The 21,355-nt window shown below is 35.1% G+C and carries 19 protein-coding genes; 14 read left to right on the forward strand and 5 right to left on the reverse strand.

What is annotated here, in order from left to right:
* Positions 1-266: 266 nt before the first annotated feature.
* From BMZ04_RS06985 to BMZ04_RS07015, 6 genes are all read left to right on the forward strand, one after another.
* Positions 267-764 (forward strand): hypothetical protein, encoded by a 498-nt coding sequence (locus tag BMZ04_RS06985; RefSeq protein ID WP_093267187.1) that lies wholly within the window; start codon positions 267-269, stop codon positions 762-764.
* Between the two features lie 219 nt (positions 765-983).
* A complete protein-coding gene (locus BMZ04_RS06995) occupies positions 984-1,979 on the forward strand; it encodes a hypothetical protein (protein ID WP_143128282.1) in 996 nt (331 codons plus the stop codon).
* Positions 1,980-2,098: 119 nt separating this feature from the next.
* On the forward strand, positions 2,099-2,461 hold the full coding sequence (locus BMZ04_RS07000) for a histidine kinase (protein ID WP_093267194.1): 363 nt from the start codon (positions 2,099-2,101) through the stop codon (positions 2,459-2,461).
* Between the two features lie 88 nt (positions 2,462-2,549).
* Positions 2,550-3,005, forward strand: coding sequence for a hypothetical protein (locus BMZ04_RS07005; RefSeq protein ID WP_093267196.1), 456 nt, complete (start codon positions 2,550-2,552; stop codon positions 3,003-3,005).
* A 110-nt stretch (positions 3,006-3,115) separates the two neighbouring features.
* Positions 3,116-3,640, forward strand: a complete 525-nt coding sequence (locus BMZ04_RS07010) for a hypothetical protein (RefSeq protein ID WP_093267198.1) — start codon at positions 3,116-3,118, stop codon at positions 3,638-3,640.
* A 133-nt stretch (positions 3,641-3,773) separates the two neighbouring features.
* Entirely contained in the window at positions 3,774-4,256 is a 483-nt protein-coding gene (locus BMZ04_RS07015) for a hypothetical protein (protein WP_177184362.1), read from the forward strand.
* A gap of 536 nt (positions 4,257-4,792) precedes the next feature.
* On the opposite strand, the gene BMZ04_RS07020 is transcribed toward BMZ04_RS07015, so the two are convergent.
* Both BMZ04_RS07020 and BMZ04_RS07025 read right to left on the reverse strand, forming a co-directional pair.
* Complete coding sequence (locus tag BMZ04_RS07020; protein WP_093267200.1) at positions 4,793-6,442, reverse strand: methyl-accepting chemotaxis protein; 1,650 nt, start codon at positions 6,440-6,442, stop codon at positions 4,793-4,795.
* 22 nt (positions 6,443-6,464) lie between these two features.
* The gene (locus BMZ04_RS07025) at positions 6,465-7,442 is read right to left on the reverse strand and encodes a BMP family lipoprotein (protein WP_093267202.1); all 978 of its coding nucleotides are present in this window, start codon (positions 7,440-7,442) and stop codon (positions 6,465-6,467) included.
* A gap of 316 nt (positions 7,443-7,758) precedes the next feature.
* Here BMZ04_RS07025 and BMZ04_RS07030 point away from each other — a divergent pair, with 316 nt between their 5' ends.
* On the forward strand, positions 7,759-9,168 hold the full coding sequence (locus BMZ04_RS07030; RefSeq protein WP_093267204.1) for a tetratricopeptide repeat-containing diguanylate cyclase: 1,410 nt from the start codon (positions 7,759-7,761) through the stop codon (positions 9,166-9,168).
* Between the two features lie 244 nt (positions 9,169-9,412).
* Here BMZ04_RS07030 and BMZ04_RS07035 read toward each other — a convergent pair whose 3' ends face one another.
* Positions 9,413-10,042: an alpha/beta hydrolase gene (locus BMZ04_RS07035; protein ID WP_093267206.1), complete on the reverse strand. Its 630-nt coding sequence runs from the start codon at positions 10,040-10,042 to the stop codon at positions 9,413-9,415.
* A 123-nt stretch (positions 10,043-10,165) separates the two neighbouring features.
* Here BMZ04_RS07035 and BMZ04_RS07040 point away from each other — a divergent pair, with 123 nt between their 5' ends.
* Positions 10,166-10,429: a hypothetical protein gene (locus BMZ04_RS07040; protein WP_093267208.1), complete on the forward strand. Its 264-nt coding sequence runs from the start codon at positions 10,166-10,168 to the stop codon at positions 10,427-10,429.
* 108 nt (positions 10,430-10,537) lie between these two features.
* Complete coding sequence (locus BMZ04_RS07045) at positions 10,538-10,786, forward strand: hypothetical protein (RefSeq protein ID WP_093267210.1); 249 nt, start codon at positions 10,538-10,540, stop codon at positions 10,784-10,786.
* Between the two features lie 36 nt (positions 10,787-10,822).
* Here BMZ04_RS07045 and BMZ04_RS07050 read toward each other — a convergent pair whose 3' ends face one another.
* Positions 10,823-11,707, reverse strand: a complete 885-nt coding sequence (locus BMZ04_RS07050; RefSeq protein WP_093267212.1) for a DMT family transporter — start codon at positions 11,705-11,707, stop codon at positions 10,823-10,825.
* A 235-nt stretch (positions 11,708-11,942) separates the two neighbouring features.
* On the opposite strand from BMZ04_RS07050, the gene BMZ04_RS07055 reads away from it, so the two are divergent.
* The 3 genes from BMZ04_RS07055 (at position 11,943) to BMZ04_RS07065 (ending at position 16,001) form a co-directional block, all read left to right on the forward strand.
* Complete coding sequence (locus BMZ04_RS07055; protein ID WP_093267216.1) at positions 11,943-13,166, forward strand: ATP-grasp domain-containing protein; 1,224 nt, start codon at positions 11,943-11,945, stop codon at positions 13,164-13,166.
* Between the two features lie 87 nt (positions 13,167-13,253).
* A complete protein-coding gene (locus BMZ04_RS07060; protein WP_255367837.1) occupies positions 13,254-13,697 on the forward strand; it encodes a CotY/CotZ family spore coat protein in 444 nt (147 codons plus the stop codon).
* 135 nt (positions 13,698-13,832) lie between these two features.
* A complete protein-coding gene (locus BMZ04_RS07065) occupies positions 13,833-16,001 on the forward strand; it encodes a YheC/YheD family protein (protein ID WP_093267219.1) in 2,169 nt (722 codons plus the stop codon).
* Positions 16,002-16,997: 996 nt separating this feature from the next.
* Here BMZ04_RS07065 and BMZ04_RS07070 read toward each other — a convergent pair.
* Positions 16,998-18,248: an ATP-grasp domain-containing protein gene (locus BMZ04_RS07070; RefSeq protein ID WP_177184363.1), complete on the reverse strand. Its 1,251-nt coding sequence runs from the start codon at positions 18,246-18,248 to the stop codon at positions 16,998-17,000.
* A 163-nt stretch (positions 18,249-18,411) separates the two neighbouring features.
* On the opposite strand from BMZ04_RS07070, the gene BMZ04_RS07075 reads away from it, so the two are divergent.
* Together BMZ04_RS07075 and murF are read left to right on the forward strand one after the other, a co-directional pair.
* A complete protein-coding gene (locus BMZ04_RS07075) occupies positions 18,412-19,791 on the forward strand; it encodes a Mur ligase family protein (protein ID WP_093267225.1) in 1,380 nt (459 codons plus the stop codon).
* A 155-nt stretch (positions 19,792-19,946) separates the two neighbouring features.
* The gene (gene murF / locus BMZ04_RS07080; RefSeq protein ID WP_093267227.1) at positions 19,947-21,335 is read left to right on the forward strand and encodes a UDP-N-acetylmuramoyl-tripeptide--D-alanyl-D-alanine ligase; all 1,389 of its coding nucleotides are present in this window, start codon (positions 19,947-19,949) and stop codon (positions 21,333-21,335) included.
* Positions 21,336-21,355 lie beyond the last annotated feature (20 nt).

Consider the following 21,355-nt stretch of genomic DNA (forward strand, 5'->3'; position numbering starts at 1 on the left):
CTCAAGAATTTCGATGGTTAGTAAATGTAGATTCTGCACCGACTTTTTCTATAAAAAATAACTGAAGTATCCACTACTTCTATACTTTCTTCTTCGACTAACGGGTGCTTTACTTCAAGAAGGAGTAAAGCCTTTTTTCTTATTGAACTAAAGCAGCAGGATAGTTGAAAAAGAGAATCTCAATTATCTCTAAAGAATGATTGACGATAATTTGCTACACTCTGCATAGAGATAGCAAGTTAGGATGGATAGTTTGGAGTGGTTTAATGTTAAAAAGATATAGATGGTGGATTGGTGCATTAGTGTTTTCGATAGTAGCATTCTTTTTTTATGACTTACTAAGTGAAGATAAACAAACGGTTGAGGAATTTGCAAATGAGTTTTTCTCCTACACACTTCCAACCAAGACAAAGATTATTGAAAAAGGGTACGACTATGGAGTTTCATATGGTGGTGGACCTTGGGGGAGTGGAGGTCAACCTACTGCGGTTGCTTATATGAAGTTATCTTCTGAACTCAGCGAAAAAGAGTTGTTGGACTACTATGAAATGGACAACAATGAATCCTTAAAAGGTTTTGAAATTTACTTTAAGGGGGACGAAGAGATTAAAAAAACTTTTGATGGAAAGCACAGTTGGTATGAAGGAACAACTCCATCCAATCCCAGCAATGAAAGTAATAAAGGGGAACCCATTGAATTTATAGTCCAAAAAAGAACAGTATTTGATTCTCCTTTGGGAGAATTTGTTGACGTTTTTCGTTAGGAAGGAGTCTTAAGGGAGTTAGATAATCAACTAACGGGTGCTTTAGTGATACAAGGGGCTGCCTGTAAGGGTAGCTCTTTCTTATTGAACTAACGCAGCAGGTTAGTTGAAGAAAGTTTATAAACGAGGGGTGGAAGTATATGTTTAAAAACAAGGAAGACAGAATGTGGGTTTATTTGGCTGTACCAACGTTTATTATAGGAACCATCATTATATATTATGGTGAAGGAAATTATCATTGGATTCTTTTTTGGGCATTTTTGGCTACCTTTTATATATGGCGTTTTTTTTACAGGAGGAAACGGAAGAAAGAAGACGAAAAATCTTCTTAAACTAACGCAGCAGGTTAGTTCGATAAGTTTATTTAAAATTCAGCGATATGGTCTTATGAAAAAGAATAGATGTTTGCTTCCTTTATTGTTAAAATATTCTTACAATTATATATTTAATAAAATTAGTGAGGTGAGGATGTTGAAAAAATACTTATATACGGGGATTTTACTTGGAACTATCATTTTAGCAGGGTGTAGTTCAAATGAGGAAACAGAAGGACAGGTAAATAAAGAAATGACGAAAGGATTGACTGATGGACAAACAATAGAAGTTGACACTATATCTAATACTGATAATAATATAGTTGTTTCTGCAACTCCTTTAAAATTAACTCAAGAACAAAAAGAAGAATATCACATGCAGTATGTGAAGATAGTGAACGAAGTGAATCAAAAGAAATTTGGTCTTGGTATTGGGGTTCCACCAATAGAGAATTTTAAAGAAGAGGATTGGAAAGAACCGAAAGCATATGAAGAAATGATTCAAGATGCAGTAGATTTATATTTGGCAGAAGAGCGGAAAGCCTTAAATGCTATATCATCAACTACGAATCAAATGGTTACGAATATAGATGGAAGCACGACAATAAAAACACATATTTATGTTATCGATTTCATACTTCCGATTGATGTTACAGGTAGCTTTGAAACGCAATATAACCCTGTTGACAACCGTCAAATGTTTAAAAAAGTAAAAAATATTACAACAAGTATAGGAAATCATAATGGCAAATGGGAACAAACGTCTTACGAGGCTTCGTTAATGAATGATGGTCGTACTTATAGGGTTCGCATTGAAGGTATCTTTAGCTATCTTGGTATATCAGTTGAGAAAGCATATACAATAGAATTCCACTGTGATGAATTTGGGAATATATCTTAATAACGTTTTTCCTTATTCAACTAACGGGTGCTTTAGTTAAGCAAGTGGCTGCCAGTAAGGGTAGCTTTTTCTTTTTGTAATAATGAGTTTAACCAATTTTCAGGGGGAGAAAATTACATATGAATGAAAAACAAAAATTACTTTTACAAAACTTAATAAATATTAAGGATTACTGGACAAAAACAGCCGTTGAGGGCTTAAATTCTAATACAGATTTAATCTGGTCTCATTATGAAGACGAGTATAATATTCTTCAAACAAAACTCACATCACAAGAAGAATTAAATGCTTTTCATAAAGTTCAAAGTGAAGTTATTCAAGGTGTAATTCACTCGATTTTAGTTATGATTGATGGTGGCGATGAACTTGCTGATAATTATTTAATTGATTTAGTGGATAGGGAGACAAATGAATCACTACAAAAAGAAGTTGCTTTACACGAAGAATTTGTTGATTATTTACTTGATACTGAAGAGGAATAACAAAAATTCCTTATGGAACTAACGGGTGCTTTACTTCCAGATATGAAACAAAAAATATTTGCTTAACGGCAATAAAGTAGGTTTTAGTTTGAAAAAGTATGAAAAAATGTTAATTGCATTTAATGACGAAGAGTTTAATTGCTTTGCTTTAAAAGGGAGTTGGTTGTATATCGCAAACAAGAAAGATACTAAAAAAGGACTTTTTAGATTACGCAATGATCTTTATTACTTTGTTTCCATAGACAATCAACGATTGCCCTCTGAATTTGGAGTAGTAAAGAAACTAGATGTACCTATCTCTGCAATGGAGTTAGCAGAACTTGATTATGTCAGTAGAAAAAAGGATACGTCACTATTAACTGCTGATGTGGTGAAGGAGTATGAATGGTTCCTCGATAAAGTTAATTCTCAACCTGAAAATACACCTATGGCTGTAACTTGGCTCGAAAGAGTTTTTCCTAAAAAGGAAAAAGTACTTCGTGTACATAAAATATTCTTTTCTGAATTAACAAAGGAAGAAAAACAAGAGTTGTTTGAGAGTTAATACTAGCTGTTAGGGAACTAATTTATTCTTCTTTAAATTTAGTTTAAGTAGAATAGAGCATTATTGTATCGAATATTTAATGATAGAACCTTTTTTGGGAGGACAACCAAGTGATAACAAAAGCAGAGATAATAAATCAACCTTATTCAGGTCAATACAAGGAGATAATTTATGACGTTTCAGATTCATTGAATTCCCAAAGTTGGACTTGGGTAAAATTTGAGGATGGTGATTTTAATGAATGGTGTGGTGAATTCAGAGGATTTCCACGGGCTGTGGCATTATCAAAGAAATTTAACATTGTCCTAGTTCTTACTTCTGATTATTTATTTCAAATTGATTGCCAGAGTGGAGAATTAACCAAATATGAAACGCAACCTCAATATCAAAGTTTAACAGTGACACCGTCAGGAGTTTTCATAATAGCTGATCATTATCATATTGAAAAAATTGAGTCAACAATAAATGACAAGAAACCTTTGGAAAGTCCTATACAAATGGACACTATTAATTTTAGTGGATGGTCGAATAATAGGCTATCAATAACATGTGATGAATTTTTAAACTGGGATAATCACGTCGAGTTAGAACTTGATGGTGATACACTAGAAATAACTATGAAAGATCTCGCATGACATTATACTTCGCTTGAACTTCTTCAACTAACGGGTGCTTTAGTAAAGTGCTTGTTCAACTAAAGGGGCAGTTTAGTTGAACAAGTAGTGGTAAAATAAGTTTGATAAAATGCTGTTTGAAGAAGGAGAAATTATGGATAAAAACGAGTTTTTTCATTCCCTTGAAGAAATAGTTGTTGGCCCTCTGTTTATTGGTGAGAGTCTACAAGACTTAGCCGAAGAAACAACAAACAACACATGGTCAATTTCTATTAGCAAGGAATTAGCAACTGAGATATTATTGGAAGATTTCATAGATTTTTTTCAAAGAGTGATGACGAACAGACGCGAGCAAATAAGCAGTTCAAATAACCGAGATGGAATGCTCTTCTATATTTGGTTCGATTGGCAATCGGCACAAATAAAGTTTAATTTAATATCGGATTATGACACTGCCCTACCATTCGGATGTGAAATAGAAATTACAAATAAACTTGAGCCTATTATTGAAGAGTTTCTAAGATTTCCGTATCACGATGGCTTTCCATTTGAAGAGGTTAGAGAAGATGACGAGCAAATGGAGGAAGGCGTAGAAGGAGAAACTTTGAAAGTATTCCTCTTCAAAATAAATCGATAATCTTATTCAACTAACGGATGCTTTAGTAAAAAGGACATCAAAGTAAAATGAGCTGGGAGATACATTTTCCAGCTCACTTTTCATGTTCATTTTAAATCAACCTTTGCCTTTAACATAGCCTTTCATTTAATAAATATTGCGAAGTAAACCTGATCAATTAAATCTATGATAGCTGCAGACACCAAATTAGCAAGCAATTCCTATTGATTGTAGTGGAAGGCGGCGACTCCAGCGGGAATAGCAGATGTTTTCTGCACCGAAAGCGAAGCGACAGGTGCATGAGCTGAAAGCCCCGCAGGAGCGCACAAAGGAACAGAGGCTAAGAACGCCACCTAGTGTGGCAACGCCTTCGTGACAAACATCCTGTTGGCCTGAGGAGATTGAAGCCATGCCCGCGGAAAGCGTCCGCCTGCAGCGGAAATCATAGTGGTCGCTTTGTAAATCTCCATTAGTGCGCAGTATCCCTATTATGCGAAACATTGCAGTTGATCGCGTTCAGCAGGAGGTTAACCACTTCTGTTTTTTTATAACAGTACTTATACCGTAAACTTGGATATTCTTTGTTGTAGCTCTTCCGCAAGATTTGCTAAAGAAACGGCCGCTGCTGTAACTTCTTCCATAGATGCTAATTGTTCCTCGGATGCAGCTGCAACTGAATTAGAACTATCTGCAGTTATTTTTGCAACATTAGACATTTCTTGTGCATGGGTAGATACTTGTACCATTTGATCGTTAATATCATTAGAAACTTTCGTAATATTGCTTACTTGTTCTTTTACGAGCTCCACAGAAACAAGGATATCATGGAAAGTTTCTTCTGTATGACGGGCAATTTCAAGCCCTGCATTAACTCTTTCTTTCACATCATTAATCGATGCAACTGTTTTCTCTGTATCCAGTTCAATTTCTGAAGCAATCCCAGAAATACTAGAAACAGAATTTCTTGTTTGCTCAGAAAGTTTTCTAACCTCATCTGCTACGACTGCAAATCCTTTTCCTGCTTCTCCAGCTCTTGCTGCTTCGATCGCTGCGTTTAATGCAAGTAAATTTGTTTGTTCAGCGATATCGGTAATTAGTTTTAATACATGAACGATTTCTTTGGAACGATCGTTTAATATGATAAGTGCTTTGTCTGTTTCGTCTACAGATGTACTGATCGATTGCATCTGTGAAACTGTTTCTTGAACGAACTCAGCACCTTGTTTAGTTTTTTCGTTTGTCGAAACAGAAAGTTCCATGACAGCATTTGCTTGCTTAGCTATTTGGGTAACAGCGTTTGAACTTTCTTCTGCTGAACGTGCAGATTCATCAGACATGAACGTTTGTTGATCCGCTCCATCTGAAACGAGTTGAATGGAAGAAGAGATTAGTTCGGTACCTTTCATTGTTTCATCTGCACTTGCCATTAATTCTTCCGCAGAGGCAGCAACTTGATTGGAGCTATCGGAGACATGTGTAATAACATCTCTTAAGTTCACCGTCATTTGTTCAAATGAATTTTGTAAGGCAGCTATTTCATCTCGAGTCGTAACACTCGCTAATCTAACCGCTAAATTTCCTTTTGCAATTTCTTCTGCATTTTTAGTAATTTGTTTAATTGGGTGAACTATCCGGTTAGTAAAGAAGAAAGTAGCTAAAATACTTCCGATTAAAAGGAATGCGACTAAAATAATCGAAATAGATATAATTCCATTAATCTTTGTTTGCAAGTCTTCTTGCATCATTAGATATTCAGATGTAATACTTCGTTTCAATTCAATTACGTCATTTTGCATCCCTTTTGTTCGTAGAGATTGACGCTTTATTTCTGCAATGTTTTGCGCGCTTAAAGCTTTATTTGTTTCTGTAAAAATTTCCTCATATTTATGAAAGAGTTGTTGCGAAATTACTTGCTGTTCCTTATTTGTTACGGAAGGACTTAGCGAATCATGCAGAGATTTCATATTGGATAAGTCGCTATCAATATCGTTTTTATTGCTTTCGGAAATATTTAATGAGTAAGCACTCAAAGATTTTTGAAGGCTTTTTGCTGCGCTATTCAGTTCTTCTACTTTCACTAAAGCATCGACAATTTCTTCTGTAGAGGACTTTAATGCTGTTAATTGAATGATGTTATATCCAATAATGCAAGCAGACAGCAGTAATGGGATAAGGGAAATCATTAATATTTTTTGTTTGAACTTCATCTATTTACACCTTACTTCCTAATTATTGTATCGTAATCGATCCGTTTGAAATATCTTCTCGTAGCTTCTCGAGCTTACTCTGTTCAGCGGGCGAAAGATTAATGACACGAATAGGAGCTAAATTTACACCATTTTCTTTTATACCTAATACTTTATTTTTTTCATCAAGTTTTCCAGTATCGACAAACTCTTTTATTGTGTTGAAAACAGCGATATCGACTTGTTTTAACATAGAGGTAACAATACTATTTTCAGCCAAATAATACTGATCACTATCTACTCCGAATGAATAAATACCAGCTTTTTGCGCTTCTAGAATTGCACCAACTCCTGTAAACCCCGCTGCAGGGTAAATAAAATCAGCTCCAGCGGCAATCATGTCTTTTGCAATACTTGCGCCAAGCTTATCGTCACCAAAACCATTTGCGTAAGTAGAAAGCACTTGGGCTTCTGGATTTTGAGATTTTACTCCTTCTGTAAAACCTTTCTCAAACTTTTGAATAAGTGGGGTATCCATACCACCGATAAATCCTACGACATTACTTTTCGTTTTCATTGCAGCCAAAGCACCTAGTAAGTAAGAACCTTCGTCTTCTTTAAAGGTAACGTTATATATATTAGGAACGTCTGATACGGAGTCCATAAGCACAAAACTAGTATCGGGGTATTTTGGTGCAATCGTTTCAAGTGCTTCTTGTAAGGAAAAGCCTAATCCGATTATTAAATCATTTCCTTGTGCAACCAGCTCTTCCAGGCCTTCTTCATATGTACCAGTGTCTTTTATTTCTCGGTAATCAAAAGAAATATTTAACTCGTCTCGAGCTTGTTCTAAACCTATTAGTCCCAAGTCAGAGAATGATTGATCTCCTAACCCTGCATCTGAAAACATAACTCCAATTTTCACTCGTTCATCCGCTTTTGTGATTGCTTCGTTGTTGGAACATGCGGTGAGCATGAGGGTAACAAAGACAAACGTAATTAAAATAATGCGTTTCTTCATAAAATCATTCCTAACTATTTAATATTTCTACTTAATATGTATCGGCAAAACATCATAGTTATTAATAATCAGAAGTACCAGGTGTTAAAAGTAATGATAAATTGCAATCTATTTACAAATTATTTAACACTTATGAATATAAACAATGGTTAGATAATTAGTTACTTCCAAGTTATAATGAATTGAGTAAAAAGTGATTGTGAAAAAAAGAATATATAGGGAAAATGGATATTCAATACCTTTGAGAAAATAGGGTATTAAGTATCATTCATATTATTTTAATCCAGATGCCCGAAAAGATTGGAGTAAAGTGATCGTGAAAGAAGTATTAAGTAGTTTGCAAGCGGAGGTTACACAATTACGTGCAGAAGGGGAATATCAAGTAACAATTGAACGAGCAAATGAATTGTTAGATATCGGGATAATATGTAATGATTACAAGTCGATACTTATTGCACATATCAATCAGGCTGCTTCTTATTATTCCATAGGGGATATTGAGGAAGCCTTTGTAAGTATGGAACGCTATGAGGAGATCACTCTGGCGCATGGGGATGATGCAGACTATCTGCAATTATATAATGTCATGTTCTTGTTATATGAATTTAACAAACAATATGATTATGCGAAGGAAACGTTAAACAAAAGTATGCAACTTGCGAAGCAATTAAAAAGATATAACATTTTGAGCAATGCCTATAGTAATTATAGTCATGTATGTATCCAACTCGGTGACTATGAAGAAGCATTAGAAGAGGCAAAAAAAGGGCTTGCTGCCGCAAAGCAACATGAGCCTAATTCTGCTGTTTTAGAAGTGCGGGTAATGTTTAATATAGCCCATGCGTATATTTGTTTGAATCTATTAGAAGACGCAAAATTAGTGATGGATGAAATGGAAAAGAAGGATGTATTTGACTCATATATACGTGAACGTGCACAGTTCCAAATGTTAACAGGGGACTGGCTAAATCAGAAAAAAGCATATAGAGAATCCTTTGAAGCATATTCATCTGCAAAGGAAATTGTGGATACTTATCAGGATGTTTATTTATTAAAGACCATTCAAGAAAAGCGTTTAAAAATAAGTGAAATAATGGAGGATATCCATTTATCCTATCAAGTGCAAAAAGAGTATATTCAGCTTTTACAAACTATTAATGAACGAGAACTCGCATTTAAGGCTATAAAACTAAATGTGAAACACCAATTATCCAAAATACAGAAAAAGGCTGAGTTAGATTATTTGACAGGTTTATACAATCGAAGTTACTTAATAGAACTTGTTACGAGCTGGTTTGGTGAAGCATCCGATACATATACTCCAATTAGTTGTATTGCATTTGATTTAGACGGGTTCAAGGCAATTAATGATGTATATGGGCATTTAATGGGTGACGAAGTTATTCGTGAAGTAGGAATTCTATGTAAAAATGCTTTAAGTCCAGAGTTCATCATTGGTCGCTATGGTGGAGATGAGTTTGTAATAATCGGTAGAAACTCATTAGAAGAGACGTTGAGGCTTGCGAATGTATTGAAAGAAACTATAGCAGGCATGAAATTAGTGAAAAATGAAAAGTCCATACAATTAGCTGCTAGTTTTGGAATTTCTTCAACGGAAGATGAGTCCATTAATTCCTTCGACGAGCTTTTTCATCTTGCAGATATGCGACTCTATAATGCAAAACAAAATGGAAAGAATCAAGTGTTTGCTGGAAACCATCGATAAGAGAAGCGCAAGAACCTTTTAAGGTCATAACCTATTTCTATCGTTTCCGGTGGGTTTTGGATAGACTTGTTGTATTATTACCGTTTGATTTTTTAGAGAGGTTGGGCAAATTAATAAAGATTATATGATGGTATTAACAATACCTTAACTTAAACTCATTCTATTATCGTAGCGATAGCTGCAATAAACTTGGATACTACTAACTTTAAAAATGGGACTCATAAGTGAGTCCCAAACGCATGTGTTAATGCTCTTTCAAAAATGCTATTAAATCTTGATGATTTTCCGGTGTTACTCCGTGCCCATCACCATAAGTTTTAAACCTTACATTTGCCCCGAGAGATTCAAAGTAATCTTTACTTTCCGCACCCCACTGAGATGGAATAACGTAATCATAATCACCGTGTGAAATAAAGATGTTCAAATGATCGACGGGACGCTTACTATATTCTTCTTTTACAAAACTCGGTATGTAGCCACTTAATGCAACAACTCTATTAATGACATTGCCCATCGTTAATGCCAAAGTTTGGGAAAGAATCGCACCTTGGCTAAAGCCTAATAACGTAATATTCTTTGGATCAAGGTCATATTCTTCGATTGCTTCATAAATAAATGATTGTATAAATGTTACTACTTTATCAAAGACTTCACGATCAGGTTTACCTACTTCTGCTATAGTAAAAAACGCATATCCTGGTTTGTGAACAATCGGACCACGCAAACTAAAAATATGGTGGGTTTCCTCAAAACTTTTGACGAGCTGTGGTAAGTCCTCTTCATTACTTCCCATTCCATGCAATAAAAAAAGTGCAGGCATTTTTTCTCCGGTAGTTTTCGGTGCTGAATAGTTAAATGTAAAAGGAGTTTTCATTTCTTTTTCTTCCCTTCAAGCTTAAGTATATCTATCTTAACATAAGTGCTTAATTCTTTCGTATATATATGGTAGTAGATTCGTAGAATAGAATGATAAGTAAATAGTGAATGGGGGATGGAAATGCAGCAATACGTTAGGGAAGAAATGCGATTGTTATTCCAAGTTTTATCGGGTTTGTTTTTAGTTTTTGGTTTTAGTTACTTTTTACGTGCAACTAACGATCAATTTCCATGGCTAGCTCTAATTGGATCAACAGTTGGATTAACGATTATTGTATTTGTATTGTCGGGGAAAATGTACCGTGCATTTTTAATTTCTTTACTAGTTTTCTCTGTGATAATGAGTGTGATATTTAATTGGTATTCTATTTTCAACGTGCATTAATGATGAAGCATTTCAAAAAATAGCTTAAAACATTAAACATTGGACATCCTAATATAAAAATGAGTAAAGCTTTCGAATTAATCATTTACAATGTTAGGAGATGAAAATGTGAAAGAGTTTAAAATAACTTACTTTTTTGATGAAGTGCATTATATTCGCAGATTTATCCATATAGAATCCCAAGAAAAAGCAGAAGAGCTAATTCAAAGGGAACGAGACAGCTATATTTCATTTACGGACAGTAGAGGGATTTACCATGAATTAAATACGAAAGATGTTCGAGTTATTCAATTATCGGAATATCATCGCACCGATAAAAAGATAAAAGTATCTAGACATAAGGAAACCCTCGACTGAAAGGTTTTGTCTCTTTCGTAGAGGGTTTTTAGGTGTTCAAGCAGTATTCCGTCTTTTTCCATATAAATGTACAATCAGTACACCCAAAATTGCAATGAATCCTCCAATAATGGAAATAACTGCAGGCAGTTCTCCTAACCATAACCAAGCGACTACTATTGCAATAACTGGTTCTGCATAAAGGAGGCTAGATATTGAACTGGCTTTGCTCATAGATAAAGCAATCGCCCAAGTTAAATAGGCAATGGCTGTCGGGAATACCCCTATGTAAATTGCGGACAAGTTTGCTTCTAGTGTTGCATGTTGAATATCATCTAGCAATCCCGGAGCAAACACCAGGAAAGGAATGGTACCGGCCCAAGTAAAATAAGCAGTTAACTCTATCGGATTGTATTTTAACAGTAGGGATTTTTGGTAAACGAAAAATATAGAAGTCGCAATTGCGGCTATAATGACTAAAAATACCCCGGGTGAGATGTTGAATATAGAATCTCCAGTACCTATGCCGATTAACAAAATACCAACAAACCCAAATACCAAACCAAACCATCCAACTGTTCCAAGTCGTTCCTTTAACACGATTACAGCGATAACCGTTGTGAAGATAGGTGCTGAACCTATTAACATTCCTGCTGTTCCAGCTGTAATCGTTAATTGTCCAAACGTCACACATATATGATAAACGCTAATCCCGATCCATCCAAGAAGTGCAATTTTGAACAAATCCTCTTTCTTGGGTAATTGAAAACTAATCCCTGGCCAAAATGCGATTACCGCGAAAATCCCAGACGCAATGATAAAACGGAATAAAATCAAATGACCTGCTGAATAACCACCATGTAAACTAGCGCTTATAGATGCAAAACTCGATCCCCAAATAAAAACAGTAATCGCTGCCAAAACAAGAGCTTTCTTTTTCATTTGGCTCCACCAAACTTTCTACTCGTAGATAGATTAAAAAACGTCTTTCTATTACTTATATTACATAGTAAAAGCAAACAACTAATAGTACAATAAAACCCACTTTAAAACAACATACTTTAAAAGGAATATGGTATTATATTTGACTCTTACATAGGCAAATGTAGTGACTAAATGGTTTTCCAAACATATTTTAAAGAGACAATAGTGTCTAAATGAATGGGTGGCTATTCCTATGAAAACAATTGTATTTATTGGATGTTACAAGTCTGGAACAAGTAAGGAAGCCTTGATGATAGCAAAAGAAATGGGATATTGTGTGGTTTTATGCACGGACAAGACTAAGTACATGACAAACAATCCTGATTTCTCGGAAGTTGATCAGTTTGTGTATATAGAAGATTTATTAGATGAACAGCAAATGGTAGAAGAAATAACCAGGCTGATGAAAAAAGGGAAACAAATTTGCGCATGCATTAGTTTAATTGATCCATATGTTTCTTATGCAGCTAGGCTTTCTAAGCATTTTGGGCTTGCAAAAACTTCTGTAGATTCTTTAGAGTTAATGGAAAACAAAATAGCGATAAGAGAAAAACTAAAGAACCTTCCGATAACCCCCTTTTATATAATTTTTCACCCAGATGATTCCCTTGAAAAGTTTGAAAAAGATTATAAATCCCTCTTTCCTTTTATTATAAAACCCCCAATCTCAAATGGTTCAAAGGATGTATTATTTGTTGAAACAAAGAAAATGCTTGCTGATGCTTTAAGGTTACTACAAATGAATCATCCAAATAATCCATTATTAATAGAAGAATTTTTACAAGGACCACAGTATCTCGTTGAAATTTTGGTTTATAACAATGAAATTAAATTCCTAGGGTTAGTTGAGCAAAAAGTACTATACAATGGCAGATTTATTGTGACTGGATATAAGTTTCCTGGAAAAGTCGAAATGGAGGAATATCGTAGTCTATATGCTTGCATTTCAAGCATTCTAAAACAAATAGATCTATCGAATGGCTCTTGTCATATGGAGATGAAACTTGTTCAAGGGAAATGGAAATTGATAGAGATAAATCCGAGAATGGCTGGAGGAGCGATGAACAGAATTATAAAAGAAGGAACCGGGATTAATCTAATAAAAGAAATATTAAAAGTACATTTAGGAGAGGAACCTATTTTACTCGAAAAAAGGAAAAAGCATGTGTACGCCAAATATTTAACAATAGGTTCCCGGGGGAAGTTACTCAAAATCACTGGGAAAGAACTGGCTTTAATGCATGATGGAGTGAAATATGTTCATATTAAACCGCTTGAAGGTAGAATTATCACGACCCCATATTCAATGGGAAATCGGTATGCATGCGTCATTGCTGTTTCAGAAACAGCGGAACAAGCAGAAGCAATTGCATTAGAAGCTGCAAAGGAGATAAAGTTTTATCTGGAACCTTTTTAAAAGCCACACCGGTTCAATATGGTAGTCTGTTTACCCGTGTAACCTTATCAAGCCGTAATATTATAAGTACTAAGAGTAGGAAGGGAGTTGAAAAGTCAATTGAGCACCGAAGTGAAAACTAACCAATGTATATGTGATGCACTTTGTGAATTGAAATTGCTTCAGGATCTATTAACTAATTCCCAAACCAAGTTTTTCGGTCGACTACTAGCCAAAATAGCAGGTACCGATACGATTCCCTTACTCTTGATAACTAAAAAAGGGGACCCTTTAAGTTTTAGTAGTACGGAGGAGCATTTTGAAACAAGTTTTTTTCGAATTGAGTCCATAGATAAAGAAGCATGCTGTACAACAATTTCGTTACTACGTCCTCTTGATATTGAAGGCAATTACTCTAATTCTTTTTGTAATTTGGTTAGATTAGAAAAAACGTCTATATGTAAGAATGTTGATTTGTCACGTATATGTGCCATACAACTATTGGAGACCGAATTGTTAACAAGAAAAATAATTATTGAGCCGAAATGGTAATGACACCTCTTCACCCTACAATTCTTGGGGTGTTTTTTATTTTTACTAAAAAAACTGAACGTTTGTCCGTATCCAATGCAGTATGGATGAATTTAATACAAATATAATCACACAAATATAAAAGGAGAATATGAAATGACAATAATAGGAATGCTACACCATCGAAAAGATCCAAAAACCGTCATAAAGTCTTATGCATATGCTGCAGTCGCTAAGGCGGAGGGAGTTAATTTTTTTTACTTTTCACCAGGTGTAGTGAATTTTGTGAATCGATCTATTCGAGGTCAAGTTTATGAAAATGGAAGCTGGAAAGAGAAAATCATGCCTTTTCCAGATGTTATTTATAACGCAGGAAGTCCCGAAAAATTAGCTAAGTCAAAAGAAATTGTTGATAAATTGAAAAATGAAATTCCATTTACTACAAACTCAATAGGGAATAAATGGAACATAAATGAAAGGCTAATGGAAGCAAAAGAATTTTCAAGTTACTTAATCCCCTCTGAAGTAGTAAAGAAGGTAGAGACTTTTTACAAATTCATTGCTTCTTTTCATAAAGTTGTCCTTAAACCGATTGATGGGAGAAAGGGAAAAGGAATCTTTTTTATTTCTGAAATAGCAAAGGGGTATGAAGTAAGGAAGAATTCAGAAAATGAATTTTATACAAAGGAACAGTTGAACGTCTTTTTGGAGGATAAGCTATCATCAGGCACTTTTATAGTTCAACCATATATACAATCCATCAATAAATCCGGCCAAGTGTATGATTTTAGGCTTCATGTCCAAAAAAATGGGGAAGGAAAGTGGGTGATTACTACTATTTATCCACGAGTTGCTCCAAACGGATCTATCATTCCAAATATTAATAATGGGGGTTTCACAAATTATTTAGATCCATTTTTACAACAGGAATTTAAGGGAGAAGCTTTTGATATTAGAAGGATGCTTGAACACTTTTCTTTGTCATTAGCTAATCATTTAGACCAAATACAAATGGCTAAATATGGAGAGGTTATTGATGAAATAGGGATTGACGTTGGACTGGATGAAAATTTAAAAATTTGGATTTATGAAGTAAACTGGCGTCCAGGCTGTCCCCCTGCTTTTTATTTGGAATTAGATGTAGTAATCCATTCCATTCAATATGCAAAGTTTATAGCAGAAAATCAAATGAAAATTAAAACTGAAATTAACAATATAAAGAAAAAAAAGATTGAGGAAAAAGGAGAAATACCAATCATTGCGATAACGGGAAGTGCTGGTAAAACAACCTCCAAGGCATTCCTTGCATCGATATTGTCCAAAAGGTGGAACATTTTTGAATCCAAAGATTATTGGAATACAACAGAGCATACCAAAAAACATGCAGCAGAAATTAATGACGCTCACGAGGCTGTTGTATTAGAGTACGGTATGGCATATCCAGGGGTAATTACGGAACATTGTAGCATTATTAAGCCAAACATTAGCATCGTGACCAATATCGGACTTGCACATGTTGGAAACTTTGATAGCGATATTAAAGGAGTTGCTCACGCGAAATCCGAACTAATCCACGGGATGGATCAAGAAGGTATCCTCGTCGTAAACAAAGACGACGAAAACTCAAAGTATTTGGAGACTGATCAATTCAAAGGGGAAATTATAACAGTCAGTACAAAGTCACCAGCTAACTATAGAGCATATAAGATTCAATATAAAGAGAACGGCATGAGTTTCAAAATGAAGCTACAACGACAAGAAATTGAACTATTCATCCCTATTTTAGGGGAGCATCATGTATATAATGCCTTAAATGCTATTGCTGTCGCTGATTATTTAGGATTCACCCCAATGGAAATTAAAGCCGGGTTGATTTTTAGAAAACCACCAAGAAGATTAACTGTCTATAACTGTCGCGACAACATTACAGTAATTGATGACACTGTACACTCCCATCCACAAGGAGTACGCGCTGCATTGGATGTCCTATCTAATATAGGGGAACACAGGAAGATAGCGATTATTGGACAAATGAGGGAGTTAGGTGAGTTAAGAGAAGAGGAATATCGTAAAGTCGGGGATTACGTCCATGAAAAAGGCATTGATATATTAATTACCTATGGATTTAGAACCGAAGAAATTGGTACTCAAGCGAAAGTAAAAGGATTTTCTCCTACAAATATATATCATTTTACAAACAAGGAACACTTACATGAGTTATTGACAGAGATCGTGGAGAAAGACGACACGATCTTAATCAAAGGAGCAAGTAAGACGAATATGTTTGATACAGTCAAGTTTTTAGATCAAACATTTAAAGAATAATTCTACAGGATTCCTGAATAACGCACCCTTACTAAAGGGGAGTTATTCAGGTTTTTTCCTATTGCTTTAGGAAATTACAAAATCTACGGCATGTGGATAAATTTTTTCAAGTAACATGAAGTATGGCATTTTTTATATTGTACGTATTATAGGGATACTGTGTCGTAAGGAAGTTAAGCCAGGATTTCCGCTGCAGGGCGGACGCTTTCCGCCGGGTGAGCGATGAACCATCGCCGACGCTGGCGCGTTCGCCTGCGATGTTTCATCTGACTCACTCATCCGGCTGGAGTCGCCGCCCTTTCACTCCAATCCATAAAATTTGCTAACTAATCAGCATCGCTATTCTAAATTCATTCTTCTTGAAAATAACCCCCAATAAATGGTCGAATGAGAAAGAAAACATGCTGTAAACGCAAAGCCCATCTCAAAAGCGACAAATTGACTGCTGAACACGACTAAACCAATCTAACTGATGTTTTGATGTGCTTATCCCTATACGGTCTTATATTTCTATTTCCAGGTACCCCAGTAAATGACAAAGAGCAATCAATCAATTATAGAAAACAACCAGTTCTATTCGGAAAGTAACCAAATTCAAAATATCAAGTCCACTTGGAGAGAGACGGCGTTGAATACGAGGTGTTGTTCTAATAAATGGTTGAATGAGGCGTACTTCATCCTAAATGCTCCACTTATTTGAAGACAGCATTTTCTAATTAGGTTAATAAATATTCGGATAGTGTCCCTAATAGATATAAATCGCTGATATCAGCAGACGCCAAATTAGCAAGAAATATCTATTGATTGAAGCGGAAAGCGTCCGCCTGCAGCGAAAATCATTGCGGACACTTAATCGAGCTTTTTACGACACAGTATCCCTATTATGTGCGTCATTCCATTCATTGTTCCTCTTTGCTATGTCGGGGCAGACATAGGCGCTTCCGCTTTTGTTCGTTCTTATAAAAAAATTAAAAAAAGAGCACCTAAAAGGTGTTCTTAGTGTTGCGGCTCCTGCTCCTGCTCCTGCTCCTGCTCTTCTAGATGGAAAGTAATCTCTTTTGCTGCAGTATTTGCGAGGTTTTTTGCTTCTTCTAAACTACTCCCAACAGCAATTACATAAGCATATCTATGACCCATGGATAATGGTGGCGTTAAAAGAGTTCCTTTTTTGGGCTTCACATAAACCTCTATGACTCCAGGTGATTTTTGTGCCCTCGCTTTCCCTGTTACTTTTTCTAATATTCCTTTTTTTGTGGCGATAACATATTTGGTAAAAACATACTTCTTATATTTCGGTATTAGTGCAGGACTTTTTCCTAAATATAATTTAAGAGTCTCTTCTACTAAATTAATTCCGAATGCTGCTTGAATCATTTTGTTCATAGCACCTCCGGAAATTCTTGGATTAATCTCGATGAGTTTCCAACCATTCTTAGTTAAACGGATTTCCAAATGTAAAGCTCCATTTTCAATATTGAGTTCTTTAATAATGGATTGAAGAACCTCTTCAACTCCTGTTCTAATCGTTAATGGAACATTAGCAAGCACACCATAACCTGTGATGATAAATCTCTTGTTCTTTGTGATTTCTTGTTCGAGAATTCCTACTATACGTGCTTTATGTTTGTGTACGAGTACTTCCACCAAATATTGATCACCATCTATATATTCTTCAACCATAATTGTGGTATCTGGATTCTTGTTCCGAAGATTTTCAATATGTCGTTTTAATTGTTCTTTTCCTTCGGCTAACAGTACGTCTTTAGATCCTGTTGATATGGGGGATTTTATAATAATAGGAAAATCAAACTGTTCACATATTGTTTCTAACGGAATCGAATCACCTGGGTTGATCAAGAAAAATTTAGGGGTATAAGGTTGATCCTTTAAAGCTGACCTTGTTTCCTCTTTATTTTCCATTATTTCTATGGCTTTAGAAAGAGCATAATTGTGACAGAATTCATCACAAAGGATGGATGCAGTATGGACAAAAGGATCAACAAAACTAACGATGGTTTTTATATCGACACCGATTGTTTGTAACTTGAAGATTTCTTCTCTCATATTTTCTAGGCTGTATGTGTTCACAGAAACCATTTTATGGACATCTGTATATTCCTGTCTTTGTTGAATTTGCTTCTCGTTATTTGTGAAAAGAATAGTAAAGTATCCTAAATCCCCAGCTGCTTTAATCGCTTCCCTGCTGGATCCGGATTTGTTTGTACTAATAAAAATAATTGCTTTCAAACGGTTCACTCCCTCCTATAAATTTCGACTAATACGTTTCTTTCTATATTTATGACATGTTCTAGCTTTTGCATAGTTATGTATCACGCAATTAAGTTCCATTTATCCAGTCAACTTCATTTTAAAAACATATTATATATATGAAAGGAGTGTGAAAAAAATAATGAAACCCCATACAGTCAGCAGTATAAGAACTATTATTTCTGGTGAGTTGGTGCAAGGGTCAGATGAAGTGTTAGTCCAATACGGAGCATACCGTTTAAAACAAATAAAAAATAAAAATACAATTCTTTTTACAAATATGAGAATTATTGACTGGCGGAGTCTAAAGAAATTTTTCCCATTAGTGCTTGCAACAGAGTGGAAATATAGTAAAGATGAAATTCCTGAGAATGTAACTCTCATCCAAGTAACTAATGCCGATGAAGCATATTGGAAATTTGTTCGCTACTACCGCAGCCTATTTCAAATCCCTGTAGTAGCCGTTACAGGAACTTCAGGGAAAACGACTACAAAAGAAATGATCAAGCATATTCTTTCAGCGGATAGAATAGTTACAGCTACAAATCTTACTAGTAATTCTAGAACGGCAAATTTGCAGTATCTTTTGAACATAGATGAGGAAACCGAAGCAGCTATTTTTGAAACGGCTGTTGGTTCACCAGGGGATGTATTAAAAGCAGGTGAATATTTCAAACCTACAATAGGAATCATTACAAACATCGGAGCACATCACCTCGATTATTGCAAAACGCTAGAAGGCTATATTGCGGCAAAAGGAGAAATGGTAAAAATCGTTAATCCGACAGGTATACTAATTATTAATGCGGAGGATAGCAATACAAGTAAGATTGATATGAAAAACTTTCAAGGGAAAATCATAAAAGTCGGAACTCATAGGACTTGCCATTTTCGAGCACTAAATATTCGTTACAGTCAAGAAGGCATGGAATTTAGTTTGAAGCATAAGAGGAAAAGTTATCAAGTGTTTGTACCAGGCTTAGGAGTTCATCAGGTCTATAATGCGCTTGCAACAATAGCTGCTGTGTATGAAATGGGAGTGACTATTCCGGAGGCTGCTTTTCGCTTGAAAACATTTAGGAAGTTCAATAAGCAACTTCAAGTGGTGGATGGTATAAACGACTCTATGATTATAGATGATACATGGAGTATTACAACAACTTCATTGGAAGCAGCATTAAAAGTATTAAATGAAATTGGAAAAGAGAAAAAAAAGGTGGCAATCATAGGTACAATTACTGATTTAGGTTCATGGGGCTATATTATTCATGAACAGGCAGGAGATTTAATTTATAAGTCAGGAGTGGATGTGCTCATTACGATAGGAGAGCATGCGAGCATAATAGCAGACCATGCAGTAAAAAGGGGTTTAACCTCACCGGTCTATACATTTAGAAATGAAGTTCTAGTTTTAAATCTGTTAAACAAAATTGTAGACTCCAATACAATTGTTCTGATAAAGGGAGATATGTACAGCCTACCTGTAATTGAATTAGCTGCAAAATTGCGGAAGAAGAAATAATTTATCATCGAACCAAACTAATTGTTTAATAGGTAATGCTAAACCGAATTATCGGTGATAAATTATTTTGAAAAGATGGACAAACACTGTGCACATTCCATACCTAATCATCAAGAAATTGCATTCATATTATAAAGAGGGGAGGAGAAGTACTATTGAAACCTTTACGCGTGAAAGAAATCCTAAATTTACTGCAAGGGGAACTAATAAGTGGTTCCGATCTTTGGAATGTAAGTAATGCTATTTATTATAATCGGCATGAGCTGACAAAACGAAATTCGCTAATGTTTGTAAGCAGAAGTGATTCTATTAACTGGCATGAAATTAATAATATAGGACCTTCTCTTGTGATTTCAGATAAGCCTTCCTCAGAATTGAAAAATGCTCTATCGGAAACAACGGTCATAAGGGTAAAAAGTCTTGTACAATCATATTGGAAATTTATGGATTATTATAGAAACCTTTTTCAAATACCAGTAGTTGCACTAACAGGAACATGTGGTAAAACAACTACGAAGGAAATGATCAAACATATTTTAAGTAAAGACTGGCATGTCCAAGCATCCTTTAGTAGTAAAAATGAACCGCGTCAATCTTTTCCGTATTTGATGGGCATTACTGAAAATACAAAGGCTGCGGTTTTTGAGCTTGGGTTAGGGAATACAGGTAATATAAAACATCAGTGCATGATTTATCAGCCTACAATCGGAATTATTACAAATATTGGCGTTCATCATTTAGATGGTTGCGGAAATTTGGAAGGATATATAAAAGCGAAGTCAGAAATAGTGGATGGTATAAAGAAAAATGGCACGTTAATTTTAAATGCGGATGATTCCAATACTAATAAAGTTCCTTTGCAATCATTTAAAGGAAAGATAATTTATTTTGGAGTAAGTGAGAAGTCTCACTTTAGAGCTTCCAATATTAGATTTGCAAAAAGTGGAATGAATTTTCAAATTCATTTTTCAAACAAAAAATATAATGCTTTTATACCGGGCTATGGTGAACATCAAGTATATAACGCGCTTGCTGCAATCGCAGCTGTAAACGAAATGGGGATGGATATGAATGAAGCCATTTCACGTTTAGCGACCTATAAAAATATGACAAGACACCTAGAGTTTTCAGATGGAATAGGTGGAAGTACTATTATAGATGATACTTGGACAAATAATCCTACATCTGTCGAAGCTGCATTAAAGGTGCTAGATTCTATTGGACAGGGGAAAAATGTCATCCTTGTTCTCGGAGATATTAAGCGATTAGGGAATTTTGAAAAGAAATATCATCGTGAGATTGGAAGTATGGTTGCGAAAAGAAACATTCATACGCTTATTACAATAGGGAGTAAAGCAGAAGATATAGCGAATCAAGCAAAGGAAGACGGGACAGAGGCAAAAGTCCATATCTTTAAAGATGTCACAGGTGTCATCGATGTATTAAAGCCCATGCTTGACAAAAATTCTATCTTGTTGATAAAAGGTCCAATGTCGAGCCGATCAATGATTGATTTTGCCAATAGTTTGAAACAAAATAATTGATTGATAAAAAAAGAAGCATT

The sequence above is a fragment of the Psychrobacillus sp. OK032 genome (assembly GCF_900111345.1).
In the GTDB taxonomy this organism is placed as follows: Bacteria; Bacillota; Bacilli; order Bacillales_A; family Planococcaceae; genus Psychrobacillus.

Coding starts and splice junctions, on each gene's coding strand:
- BMZ04_RS07050 (WP_093267212.1), bottom strand. CDS start 11,707: ATGAAAAAGAAAGCTCTTGTTTTGGCAGCGATTACTGTTTTTATTTGG.
- BMZ04_RS06995 (WP_143128282.1), top strand. CDS start 984: ATGGTGAAGGAAATTATCATTGGATTCTTTTTTGGGCATTTTTGGCTA.
- BMZ04_RS06985 (WP_093267187.1), top strand. CDS start 267: ATGTTAAAAAGATATAGATGGTGGATTGGTGCATTAGTGTTTTCGATA.
- BMZ04_RS07035 (WP_093267206.1), bottom strand. CDS start 10,042: ATGAAAACTCCTTTTACATTTAACTATTCAGCACCGAAAACTACCGGA.
- BMZ04_RS07020 (WP_093267200.1), bottom strand. CDS start 6,442: ATGAAGTTCAAACAAAAAATATTAATGATTTCCCTTATCCCATTACTG.
- BMZ04_RS07065 (WP_093267219.1), top strand. CDS start 13,833: ATGACAATAATAGGAATGCTACACCATCGAAAAGATCCAAAAACCGTC.
- BMZ04_RS07015 (WP_177184362.1), top strand. CDS start 3,774: ATGGATAAAAACGAGTTTTTTCATTCCCTTGAAGAAATAGTTGTTGGC.
- BMZ04_RS07025 (WP_093267202.1), bottom strand. CDS start 7,442: ATGAAGAAACGCATTATTTTAATTACGTTTGTCTTTGTTACCCTCATG.
- BMZ04_RS07055 (WP_093267216.1), top strand. CDS start 11,943: ATGAAAACAATTGTATTTATTGGATGTTACAAGTCTGGAACAAGTAAG.
- BMZ04_RS07040 (WP_093267208.1), top strand. CDS start 10,166: ATGCAGCAATACGTTAGGGAAGAAATGCGATTGTTATTCCAAGTTTTA.
- BMZ04_RS07075 (WP_093267225.1), top strand. CDS start 18,412: ATGAAACCCCATACAGTCAGCAGTATAAGAACTATTATTTCTGGTGAG.
- BMZ04_RS07000 (WP_093267194.1), top strand. CDS start 2,099: ATGAATGAAAAACAAAAATTACTTTTACAAAACTTAATAAATATTAAG.